At 29.6% G+C, this 12,388-nt stretch carries 11 protein-coding genes; 10 read left to right on the forward strand and 1 reads right to left on the reverse strand.

Going from position 1 to position 12,388, the window contains the following annotated elements; all coding sequences use genetic code 11:
- The first annotated feature begins 134 nt into the window (after positions 1-134).
- The 8 genes from BXQ17_RS12640 to dnaG all read left to right on the forward strand — a co-directional run bounded on the left by BXQ17_RS12640 (position 135) and on the right by dnaG (position 9,840).
- Complete coding sequence (locus BXQ17_RS12640) at positions 135-614, forward strand: GNAT family N-acetyltransferase (protein ID WP_077810986.1); 480 nt, start codon at positions 135-137, stop codon at positions 612-614.
- Positions 615-616: 2 nt separating this feature from the next.
- Positions 617-1,870: an aspartate kinase gene (locus BXQ17_RS12645; RefSeq protein ID WP_077810987.1), complete on the forward strand. Its 1,254-nt coding sequence runs from the start codon at positions 617-619 to the stop codon at positions 1,868-1,870.
- A 53-nt stretch (positions 1,871-1,923) separates the two neighbouring features.
- Positions 1,924-3,732, forward strand: a complete 1,809-nt coding sequence (locus BXQ17_RS12650; protein ID WP_077810988.1) for a lysophospholipid acyltransferase family protein — start codon at positions 1,924-1,926, stop codon at positions 3,730-3,732.
- A gap of 85 nt (positions 3,733-3,817) precedes the next feature.
- Positions 3,818-4,168, forward strand: coding sequence for a phage holin family protein (locus BXQ17_RS12655; protein ID WP_077810989.1), 351 nt, complete (start codon positions 3,818-3,820; stop codon positions 4,166-4,168).
- Positions 4,169-4,293: 125 nt separating this feature from the next.
- The gene (gene tig, locus BXQ17_RS12660; RefSeq protein ID WP_077810990.1) at positions 4,294-5,619 is read left to right on the forward strand and encodes a trigger factor; all 1,326 of its coding nucleotides are present in this window, start codon (positions 4,294-4,296) and stop codon (positions 5,617-5,619) included.
- Positions 5,620-5,783: 164 nt separating this feature from the next.
- On the forward strand, positions 5,784-6,446 hold the full coding sequence (gene clpP, locus BXQ17_RS12665; RefSeq protein WP_077810991.1) for an ATP-dependent Clp endopeptidase proteolytic subunit ClpP: 663 nt from the start codon (positions 5,784-5,786) through the stop codon (positions 6,444-6,446).
- Between the two features lie 42 nt (positions 6,447-6,488).
- Complete coding sequence (clpX, locus tag BXQ17_RS12670; protein WP_077810992.1) at positions 6,489-7,727, forward strand: ATP-dependent Clp protease ATP-binding subunit ClpX; 1,239 nt, start codon at positions 6,489-6,491, stop codon at positions 7,725-7,727.
- 109 nt (positions 7,728-7,836) lie between these two features.
- Positions 7,837-9,840, forward strand: coding sequence for a DNA primase (dnaG, locus tag BXQ17_RS12675; RefSeq protein WP_077810993.1), 2,004 nt, complete (start codon positions 7,837-7,839; stop codon positions 9,838-9,840).
- A gap of 284 nt (positions 9,841-10,124) precedes the next feature.
- Here dnaG and nadE read toward each other — a convergent pair whose 3' ends face one another.
- Positions 10,125-10,913: an NAD(+) synthase gene (nadE, locus tag BXQ17_RS12680; RefSeq protein ID WP_077810994.1), complete on the reverse strand. Its 789-nt coding sequence runs from the start codon at positions 10,911-10,913 to the stop codon at positions 10,125-10,127.
- Between the two features lie 59 nt (positions 10,914-10,972).
- Between nadE and gldB the strand changes: the two genes are divergently transcribed.
- Positions 10,973-11,935 carry a gliding motility lipoprotein GldB gene (gene gldB, locus BXQ17_RS12685; protein WP_077810995.1) on the forward strand — a complete coding sequence of 321 codons (963 nt, stop codon included), beginning with the start codon at positions 10,973-10,975 and terminating at the stop codon, positions 11,933-11,935.
- Positions 11,935-12,270, forward strand: coding sequence for a gliding motility protein GldC (gene gldC / locus BXQ17_RS12690; protein WP_077810996.1), 336 nt, complete (start codon positions 11,935-11,937; stop codon positions 12,268-12,270). Before gldB ends, gldC begins: the two co-directional genes overlap by 1 nt.
- The last annotated feature ends 118 nt before the right edge of the window (positions 12,271-12,388 follow it).

Raw genomic sequence — 12,388 nt, forward strand, 5'->3', positions numbered from 1 at the left:
AAAAATCTCACTTGTTTTTTGCATAATAACTATTTATTATTTTAAAATTTAAACAAATCGAAAATAACTGTGCAAAATATTTAATTATTTTTAAGCGAAAATGAAAGGACTATCTTTGACAAAAAATTAGAAACATGGACTTTAAAATAAGATTAGGACAAGAAGAAGACATGCAAGCTGTATTAGATTTAATTACAGAATTGGCTGTTTTTGAAAAAGAACCAGATGCTGTAGAGATAACTGTAGAAGATTTAATTAATGATGGTTTTTCTAAAGATCCTAAATTTAAGATTTATGTGGCAGAACAAGAAAATACTATTATCGGTATTGCGTTGTTTTATGAACGATATTCTACTTGGAAAGGAAGAACAATACATTTAGAAGATTTGATTGTAACTAAAAGTAAGCAAAAAATAGGCGCAGGTAAAGCACTTTATAAAGCAGTTTTAAAATATGCGTTTGATAATAACTTTAATAGAGTTGCTTGGGAAGTAATTGATTGGAACAAAAATGCAATCGATTTCTACAAAAGCACAGGTGCTACTTATTTAAATGATTGGTCTGTAGTACAAATGAACAAAGAAAATTTAGCAAAATTTATTCAAAATAATTAGAAATGAAGATTTTTAAATTTGGAGGAGCATCTGTAAAAGATGCCGCAAGTGTAAAAAATATAACAAGTATTTTACAAAACGAAGGAACAGAAAATACATTAGTGGTAATTTCTGCAATGGGTAAGATTACAAATGCTTTTGAAGAGGTTATAGAAGCTTACTATAATAAAACAGATAAATTATCTGAAAACTTAGGAGTTATAGAAGATTTTCATAAAAATTTAATGTCTGATTTATTTGATAAAGATGATGCAATTTTTAAAGAAATAGACATTCTATTAGGTGAGTTAAGTTGGTTCTTAGCAAGAAATACATCACAAAGATATAATTATGTGTACGATCAAATTATTTGTTTCGGAGAACTTTTATCAACAAAAATTGTAAGTGCTTATCTAACAAAAGTGGGTATTCAAAATAATTGGTTCGATGTTAGAAATTATGTAAAAACAGATAGTAATTATAGAGATGCTAAAGTAGATTGGACTTTGACGCAACAAATTATTACAGAAAAAGTAGATGCAACTAAATTAAATATAACACAAGGTTTTATAGCCGCAAATGATACCGAAAACACAACAACTTTAGGTAGAGAAGGTTCTGATTATACTGCAGGAATTTTTGCTTATTGTTTAAATGCAGAAAATGTAACTATCTGGAAAGATGTACCAGGAGTTTTAAATGCAGACCCAAGAGTTTTTGAAGAAACTACTTTGTTAAAACAAATTTCTTATGAAGAAGCTATAGAAATGGCGTTTTATGGTGCATCTGTAATTCATCCAAAAACATTACAACCATTAGAAAGAAAAGAAATTCCTTTATTGGTACGTTCTTTTGTAAACCCTAAAGAAGCTGGAACCAGAATTTCTAAAGGATCTAATTTAGAACCATTAATACCATGTTTTATTGTTAAGAAAGATCAGATTTTAGTTTCTATTTCGGCATTAGATTTTTCTTTTATGGTAGAAAATAACATTAGTTATATATTTAAGAAATTACACGATTATCAATTAAAAGTTAATTTAATACAAAACTCTGCAATTAGTTTTTCTGTTTGTATTGATAATAAATTTAAAGGCTTTGAGGCGTTTTACAATGAACTTAAAAACGAGTTTAAAATTGATGTTCAAAAAGGCGTAGATTTATTTACTGTGCGTCATTTTGATGATAAATCCGTTGCAAGTATAGAAGAAAAAGGATCGTCTTTATTAACACAGGTAAACAAAGAAACTATACAGATTGTTTTGGCAACAAATTAATAAGACAATATCTGTTTTTTTAGTATGTTTGCAGTTCGCTTTAATTATAATTTATGGCATTAGTAACATCTAAAGAAATTGCGCAAGTAATTGGTTTACAAAAGTTTGGCTTTTTAGGAACTTTTATTGGTTGGATTCTGTTAAGAATTCTTCGCATTTCTGCTATCAATAAAATCTACGATAAGAACAAAAATAAATCTGATTTAGATTTTTTAAACGGAATTTTAGATGATTGTAATATAAAATTCGAAATTCCAGAAGAGGATTTAAAACGTATACCTAAAGAGGGGCCGTTTATAACTGTTTCAAACCATCCTTTAGGTGGTATTGATGGTGTTTTATTGCTAAAACTATTAATCGAAAAAAGAGCAGATTACAAAATTATCGCTAATTTTTTATTGCATCGAGTAGAGCCATTAAAGCCTTACGTAATGCCTGTTAATCCTTTTGAAACTAGAAAGGATGCAAAATCTAGCGTTGCCGGAATTAAAAGTGCTTTATTGCATTTAAAAGAAGGAAAGCCATTGGGGATTTTTCCTGCAGGAGAAGTTTCTACATACAAAGATGGTAAGTTAAATGTAGATAAACCATGGGAAGAAGGTGCTGTTAGATTGATTAAAAAAGCAAACGTACCAGTTATTCCGATTTATTTTCATGCAAAAAATAGTAGATTATTTTACTTTCTTTCTAAAATATCTGATACGCTAAGAACAGCAAAATTACCTTCGGAAGTAATGAATCAAGGTGGTAGAGTTGTAAAAGTTAGAATAGGAAAACCAATTTCTGTAAAAGATCAAAACGAGTTTAAAGAAATACCTGCGTTTTATGAATTTATAAGGAAGAAAACCTACATGTTGGCGAATCCTTTTGAAAAAGCGCACAAGTTAATTTCTGCACAGAATATTAAAATTAAAAAACCAGCAAAAAAAATAACAGCACAAAGAAGCACAGATCTTTTTGTAAAAGAAGTAAATGCTATTAGAGATAATGGCGGTAGATTACTAGAAAGTAAAAACTACGAAGTGTTTTTTGCAAGTGCAAAAGAAGTACCTAATTTATTACATGAAATTGGTAGATTACGCGAAATAACTTTTAGAGCTGTTGGTGAAGGAACAAATAAATCTATCGACTTAGATAAATATGATAGGTATTATCATCACTTAATTTTATGGGATAGAGAAGCGAATGTTTTGGTTGGCGCATATAGAATGGGTCTTGGTAAAGAAATTTATAAAAAGTACGGAATTAACGGTTTTTACGTTCAGACCTTATTTAGAATTGAGCCAGAACTGCATCAAATGATGGACAATACCATCGAAATGGGTAGAGCTTTTATTATTGGCGAATATCAGCAAAAACCAATGCCGTTATTTTTATTATGGAAAGGAATTGTACACGTTACTTTGCGTCATCCAGAGTATAAATATTTAATGGGCGGAGTTTCTATTAGCAATCAGTTTTCAGATTTTTCAAAATCGTTAATGATAGAGTTTATGAAATCTCATTATTACGATCCTTACATTGCACAATACATTTATCCGAAGAAAGAATATAAGGTTAAATTAAAAGATGGTGATAAAGATTTTGTTTTTGATGCAACAAAATCTGATATGCAAAAGTTTGATAAGATAATAGACGAGATAGAACCAGGTGCTTTAAGAATACCTGTTTTAATTAAAAAGTATGTAAAGCAAAATGCACGTTTGGTTGCTTTTAATGTAGATCCTAAGTTTAATAATGCTGTAGATGGTTTAATGTATATTAAGGTTTCTGATATTCCAGAAAGCACTGTAAAGCCGGTAATGGAAGAGTTTCAGGCAGAACTAGAAAGAAAAGCTACAGAATTACAAAAAAGTAAATAAGCAAAAATTTTACTTTTTACTGACAAAAAAGCAGTCTTTTACATTTGGTATAGTTTTCGCTAATTTGTTAATATAAAATTATTAGATGAAAACATTTTTAAAAATTTTACTAACCGCTTTAGCTGTAATAGTACTAGCAAATATTTTACCAGGAGTAGAGGTTTCTGGTTACGTGTCTGCAATAATAGTAGCAGTAGTTATTGCGTTGTTAAATATGGTGGTTAGACCATTGTTAATTTTCTTTACTTTACCGGCCACACTTGTAACTTTTGGCTTGTTTATTTTTGTAATTAACGCCATAATAATTTTACTTGCAGATAAGTTAGTGTCTGGTTTTGCTGTTTCTGGGTTCTTTTCGGCCTTGTTATTCAGTATTTTACTATCCATTTTTAGATCGGCATTATTTTCTTTATTAAAAGACAATAATAAAAATTAATACATAATAAGTTATAGAGGTAATTTTAATTTTTTTCTACTGAAATAGAAGTACTTAAATACTTGTTAAGTAAAAAAAAATAATTAATTTTGCACTCGATTTTTTCAAGATAAAAGAACAAATAAATGAATATTACAAAAGAAAACATAGATGCGTTAAACGCAATTGTAAAAGTTGATATTGTTGCAGAAGATTATCAAGCAAAAGTAGATAATATCTTATCAGATTACCGTAAAAAAGCAGATGTTCCTGGTTTTAGAAAAGGACACGTGCCAATGGGTATGATAAAAAAGCAATATGGTCAATCTGTTATGGTAGATGAGGTTAACAAGCTTTTACAAGAATCTTTAAATAAATTCTTAACAGAAGAAAAGTTAGATATTTTAGGTAATCCTTTACCAAGAGTACAAGACGATTTCAACTGGGATGCAGAAACTTTTTCTTTTGAATTCGAATTAGGTTTAGCACCGGAATTTGATGTTGATTTAAAGTCTAAGAAAAAGATTAATCAATACAACATTGTTGCAACAGAAGAATTATTAGATGAAGAAGTAAAAAACATTCAGACTAGATACGGTAAAATGTCTACGTTAGAAGAAGCAACAGAGCACTCTAATGTAACTGGTACTTTTGTAAACGAAGAAAAAGGAATCGAAAAAAAGAGTACTTTCTTAGTAAACGATCTTAAAGGAAAGAAAAACGAAAAGAAAGTTATAGGTGCTAAAGTTGGTGATGTAATCGAATTAGAAACTAAAAAATTATTCGAAGACAACAACAAGTTGCAACATATTTTAGGTGTTTCTGCAGATGAAATTAAAGATTTAGATATTAAAGTAACTTTAACTGTAGAAGAAATTACTAAAACAGAACCAGCAGATTTAGACAAAGAATTGTTTGATAAATTGTTTGCAGACGGTAGTGTTTCTTCGGTAACAGAATTAAGAGAAAAAATTAAAGAAGACGCAGAAAAGCAATTCTTACAGCAGTCAGATCAACATTTATTAAATTCTGTAATAGAGCACTTAATCGAAAATACTAAATTCGATTTACCAGCAGATTTCTTAAAGAAGTGGTTAGCAACTGCAGGCGAAAAACCTTTAACAGAAGAAGAAGCTGCAGCAGAATACGAAAAATCAGAAAAAGGTTTACGTTATCAATTAATCGAAGGTAAGATTATGAAAGATAACGACATTAAATTAGACTATGCAGAATTGGTAGACTATGCAAAAGGATTTATCCGTACGCAAATGGCTCAATTTGGTAACATGAATCCAGAAGAAAAAGAATTGGATGAAATTGCTGGTAGAATTTTACAAAACCAAGAAGAAGCACAAAAATTACAAACACAATTAATTAGTCAGAAATTGTTAGATTTTTATAAAGAAAACATGACTTTTAAAACAAAAGAACTTTCTTACGAAGAGTTTGTAAAAGAAGCATACAAACAATAGCTTATAATCCATTTGAATCTTATTATAAGATTTAAATTATAGCGTAATTATATACAAAAAACCTGAATTATTTTATTCGGGTTTTTTTAGCAACTAACGCAAAGCAAAAGAGTAAGAAATAGTTCTTATATTTACAGTATTAAACTTAAAACAAAATCACGAAAATGGATTACGGAAAAGAGTTCGAAAAATACGCAACAAAACACCACGGAATAAGCAGTACAAATTATACAAAAATTACAAGTAGTTTAACTCCATATATCATGGAAGAACGCCAAATGAATATTACTCAAATGGATGTTTTTTCTCGTTTAATGATGGATAGAATTATCTTTTTAGGAACTGGTATTAATGATCAAGTTGCAAATATTATACAAGCACAATTATTATTTTTAGAAAGTGTAGACGCTAATAAAGATATTTCAATTTATATAAACTCACCAGGTGGAGGGGTTTATGCAGGTTTAGGTATTTATGATACAATGCAGTTTATAAAACCAGATGTTGCCACAATTTGTACAGGTATGGCAGCTTCTATGGGAGCCGTTTTAATGTGTGCAGGTCAAGAGGGTAAACGTTCTGCGTTACCTCATTCTAGAATTATGATTCATCAACCTTTAGGTGGTGCTCAGGGGCAAGCATCTGATATTGAGATTACTGCAAGAGAAATCTTAAAATTAAAAGACGAATTGTATGCAATTATTGCAAATCATTCTGGACAAACAATAGAGAAAGTTCACAACGATTCTGATAGAGATTATTGGATGAAAGCAGATGAAGCGAAAGCTTACGGAATGATTGATGAAGTTTTAGCAAGAAAAGTATAAAGAATTTTAGCTTATTTTTAAGCTAAATCAAAAGCTGATATAATGTCGAAAGAAGAAAACTTAGAGTGTTCGTTTTGCGGACGAAAAAAAGCAGAAACAGACTTGTTAATTGCAGGTATGGATGCGCACATTTGTGATAAATGTATAGAACAAGCTCATGGTATTGTAGAAGAAGAAATTACTGAAGCAAAATCTAGCGAACTTTCTAAAGATTTAACATTAAAAAAACCTTTAGAAATTAAACAGTTTTTAGATCAATATATAATTGGTCAAGATGAAACTAAACGTTCTATGTCTGTTGCGGTTTATAATCATTACAAAAGATTATTACAAACCAAAGATGATGAAGATGAGGTAGAAATAGAAAAATCTAATATTGTTTTAGTAGGAGAAACCGGTACAGGTAAAACATTGGTTGCAAAAACAATTGCCAAAATGTTAAATGTTCCGTTTTCTATAGTAGATGCAACAGTTTTAACGCAAGCGGGTTATGTTGGTGAAGATGTAGAAAGTATTTTAAGTAGACTATTGCAAGCAGCAGATTACGATGTAGATAAAGCCCAAAGAGGTATCGTTTTTATTGATGAAATAGATAAAATTGCCAGAAAAGGTGATAATCCATCAATTACAAGAGATGTTTCTGGGGAAGGAGTACAACAAGCATTACTTAAATTATTAGAAGGTACAGTTGTAAATGTAGCGCCAAAAGGAGGTAGAAAACATCCAGAGCAAAAATTTATAGAAGTAAATACTAAAGAAATTTTATTTATTGCTGGTGGAGCTTTTTCTGGAATAGAAAGAATAATTAGCAAGCGATTAAATATGCAAGCTGTTGGTTTTGGAGCTTCTTTAGATGAAGACAAAGTAGATGAAGAAAACTTATTACAATACATTATTCCTTCAGATTTAAAATCTTTTGGTTTAATACCAGAAATTATAGGTCGTTTACCGGTTTTAAGTTATATGAATCCTTTAGATGCAAAAACGTTAAGAGCAATTTTAACTGAGCCAAAAAACTCTATCATTAAGCAATATTCTAAGCTTTTTACGATGGATGATGTATCTTTTACAATAGAAGAAGATGCTTTAAATTACATTGTAGAAAAGGCTGTAGAGTATAAATTAGGTGCTAGAGGATTACGTTCTTTATGTGAAGCTATCTTTACAGATGCAATGTTTGAGTTGCCAAGTTCAGACGATAAAGAATTTAATGTTACAAAAGAGTACGCAGAAGCAAAACTGACAAATACAACATTAAAAAAGTTAAGAGCAGCTTCTTAAAAAATATTGTTTTATACTAAGATCTCACAAGTTATTTTAAACTTGTGAGATCTCTTTTTTTATAAGAATAACTTCTTATTATATTTGTTACACTAATTAATTAAAAGAAATGATTTCTAGAAGTACCATAGACCGCGTTTTTGAATCTGCAAGAGTAGAAGAGGTTATTGGTGAGTTTGTTCAGCTAAAAAAATCAGGAAGTAATTTTAAAGGATTGAGTCCGTTTGTAGATGAAAAATCACCATCTTTTATGGTTTCTCCTGTAAAGCAAATTTGGAAAGATTTTTCTACCGGAAAAGGAGGAAATGCTATATCGTTTTTGATGGAACATGAGCATTACTCTTATCCAGAAGCTATTAAATGGCTCGCAAAAAAATACAATATAGAAATTGAAGAAACTGAGCAAACATCAGAAGAAAAAGCTCAGATGAACGAAAGAGAAAGTATGTTTATGGTATCTACTTTTGCCAAAGATTACTTTCATGACATCATGTTAAATACTAATAAAGGGAAAGCTATTGGACTTTCTTATTTTAAAGAAAGAGGTTTTAGAGATGATACGATAAAAACTTTTGAACTTGGTTATTGTTTAGACGAGTGGGATGGTTTTACAAAAGCAGCTTTAAAAAAAGGATATGATATTAAATATTTAGCTTCTACAGGTTTAACTATTGTTAAAGAAACAAAACAATTCGATAGATTTAAAGGGCGTGTTATGTTTCCTATACACTCTATGTCTGGTAGAATTTTAGGTTTTGGTGGTAGAATTTTAACTGCGGATAAAAAAGCGGCTAAATATTTAAATTCACCAGAAAGCGATATTTATCACAAGAGTAAAATTTTATACGGCCTTTATCAAGCAAAAAAAGAAATTGCAAAGCAAGATAATTGTTACTTGGTAGAAGGTTATACAGATGTAATATCATTTCATCAATCTGGTGTAGAAAATGTAGTTGCATCTTCTGGTACAGCGTTAACGCCAGATCAAATAAGACTTGTAAATAGACTTACAAAAAATATTACCGTTCTTTTTGATGGTGATGCGGCAGGAATTAGAGCTTCTATAAGAGGTATAGATTTAATTCTAGAACAAGGCATGAATGTAAAAGTTGTGCAGTTTCCAGATGGAGAAGATCCAGACAGTTTTGCAAAATCTCACTCAACATCAGAGTTAAAAGCCTATTTAGAAGAATCGTCTAAAGATTTTATAGAGTTTAAAGTTTCTTTGCTGTTAAAAGAATCTAATAACGATCCTGTAAAAAAGGCGGGTGTAATTAGAGATATTGTAACAAGTATTTCTAAAATTCCAGATGGTATTCAACGCGAAGTTTATGTACAAGAATGTGCTCGAATTATGGATATTTCTGAGCGTGTACTTTTTAGTGAATTAGCGCAATTATTAAAAAAAGGAATTCAAGACAGAAATAAGATAAGTAGAAAACAAAATAATTCTCAACAAGATCCCAACGAACCACCAGCAGAATATTTTGCAAATAAAGAAAAGGCTCCCATGGGCTTGGTTAAAGGTAAAACTGCTGCAGAAAAGATAGATCAACTTTCTATTTTAGAAAAAGAAATTATTAGAATCTTGCTTTTATTTGGAAATGAAGAAGCTGAATTCTTAGAAGAAATTGAGAATGAGGATGAAGAGGGTAGAATAACTGTAACACAAAGAAAATATAATAATAATGTTTCTGCAGAAATATATTTACATCTACAAGAAGACGAAATAGAGTTTACAAATGTTATTTTTCAAGAAATTTATACAGAAGTTATTTATCAATTAAATCAGTATGAAAAACTAGAAATAGATGCGTTAGTGAACCATAAAAACTCAGACATTTCTTCTACTGTTACATCTATTATTATGGATGAGGAAAAGCATCAATTAAGTGATTGGCAAGGTCAAAATATAGAAGTTAAAGGTGCTTTAGACATTTTACCAAAATTAGTAAATGATGCTGTTTTTAATTTAAGACGCGTTTTAATAGGAAAGAAAATAGAAGACTTAATAAAAGAAGGAAGTCAAGATACCGCTATAGATTTAGAGACGATAAAAAACTATACGGGTCTAAAAATAAGGTTGTTCGAAAAGTTAAATAGAGTTGTTTAAAGTTATTAAATTGTAAAATTGGGTGTTTTCCCCTACTAAGGTATTATTTTCAGAATAGAATTTTTGTATATTGCACGTGCTAAAGAAAAATAATTTATTATGAAAAGAGTATTACAACTATTAAAAATTGTTCAACTTTTTATTCTTCTTCCATTCGAAATCTCTAAAGGTTCTAAAAGACGAGCGTATATGAGAATTAAAAAAATGATGATTGCGGCAAATCTGCTGTAATTTTTACCCTAAAATGCAAAAAAAAATCCCGCAATTTAATTACGGGATTTTTTTTATTTTAAATTTTCTGGAATTTCACAGACTGGTATTGGTACCATTTTGTGCTGATTAATTCTGTTTAGCCTTTCATATATTTTGAAAACCTCTTTTTGTCTTCCTGTAAAATCACTTTCATTTTTTTGAAGATCTTGCATCTTCATAGCCCATTCTAATTCGTCATAAGAAGCCCCAATTTGATCTTCATCGGTTCTACTATCTCCAAACAAGCCATCTGTAGGTTGCGCTTTTTGAATCGATTCTGGTACATTTAGATAAGCTGCTAATTCATAGACTTCAGATTTCATTAAATCTGCAATAGGACTTAAATCTACGCCTCCATCACCATATTTAGTATAGAAACCAACACCAAAATCTTCAACCTTATTTCCTGTTCCGGCAACTAAATAACTGTGTAAACCTGCAAAATAATATAAAGTAGTCATTCGCAACCTTGCTCTGGTATTTGCTAAAGTTAAATCTAGTTTAGCAGAACTCTCTGTGTTTGGTACAACTTTTTTAAAATCTTCAAAAGTAGATGTTAAATTCACTCTAACTTCAGAAACATTAGAAAATTTTTCTTTTAATTGTTTAATATGTTCTTCGGCTCTAGAAACCTGACTTGCTGCTTGGTGTATTGGCATTTCTACGCATAAAGTTGGTAAGCCGGTTTTGGCACAAAGTGTAGATGTTAAAGCAGAATCAATTCCACCAGAAACACCAACAACAAAACCTTTTACACCAGCTTTTTCAGCATAACTTTTTAACCAAGAAATAATGTGAATTGCTACTTTTTCTGTATTCATTAGATAAACTATTTTAGTATTTTTAACGTTTATAATTCTATTAGCAATATACAAAGTTTATGAGATTTTTTCTAGTGATTTTAGCGGTTTTATTTAGTTTATATTCATGTAACACTAGTAATAGTATAAATAAAATAGATGTTTCTAATACTACTGTTAATTTTGATATGAAGCGTTTTGATGTAGATTTTTACACATCAAAAAAGGCAAACCTAAAAGAATTAAAAGAAACTTATCCTTATTTTTTTCCAAAAGAAATTTCAGATAGTCTTTCAATTTCAAAAATGAAAAATAAAGAAGAGTTAGAACTTTTTAATGAAACTCAACTTATTTATAAAGATATTAATCCGCTTAAAAGTCAACTAACCTCTTTGTTTAAGCATGTAAAATACTACAATCCAAAATTTGAAGCGCCAAATGTTATTACGATGTTAACTAACATAGATTATGATAGTCGAGTAATTTATGCAGATAGTTTACTTATTATTTCTTTAGATGTTTATCTAGGCAAAAATCACAGGTTTTATAATGATTATCCAACTTATATTAAAGCAAATAACACCAAAAATCATATTATTGTAGATGTGGCTAACGAGATAATCAAAAGGCAAGTTCTACCTTCTAGAGAAAGAAGTTTTATTGCTAAAATGATTAATGAAGGAAAAAAAATGTACTTGTTAGATTTTTATTTACCAAATGTTTCTGATATCGAAAAAATAGGATATCAAGAAGATAAATTTATGTGGATTAAAGAAAATGAAGAGCAAATTTGGGCCTATTTTATAGAAAAGAAACTACTTTTTAGTACCGATACAAAATTGAATAAGCGTTTTTTAGAGGTAGCACCTTTTTCTAAGTTTTATATGGGGCAAGATAATTTATCTCCTGGTAGAGCTGGTGTTTGGTTAGGTTGGCAAATTGTTCGTTCTTATATGCAACAGAATGATGTATCTTTGCAAGAACTTTTAGAAATTAACGAATTAGATTTATATAAAAAATCTAAATATAAGCCTAGAAAATAATGTCAGTAAAACATAACTCAGAAATTAAATTTAACGTTGGTTTAGACGAAAATAAAGTGCCAGAAGAAATTTCTTGGACTGCCAAAGATGGTGGCATAGAAAATGAAACTTCTAAATCGATTATGATATCTGTTTGGGATCATAAAAAGAAAGATACATTACGTATGGATTTATGGACAAAAGATATGCCTGTTGATGAAATGAAACAATTTTATCATCAAACTTTAGTATCAATGGCAGATACTTTTGAACGTGCCACAGACGATCAAAAAATGAGTGCTACAATGAGAGATTTTTGTGAGTATTTTGCAGAAAAATTAGAGCTTAAAAAGTAGTAACCTTATAAAAGTATTTTGATTAAAAAAAAGGATGTATTTATTTACATCCTTTTTTTTGTGGAGTTTCCTCAAAAAAAAGAGAGCATATATTAAAATATATGCTCTCTTTATAATT

This window comes from Polaribacter sp. BM10 (assembly GCF_002005425.1).
GTDB lineage: Bacteria > Bacteroidota > Bacteroidia > Flavobacteriales > Flavobacteriaceae > Polaribacter > Polaribacter marinaquae.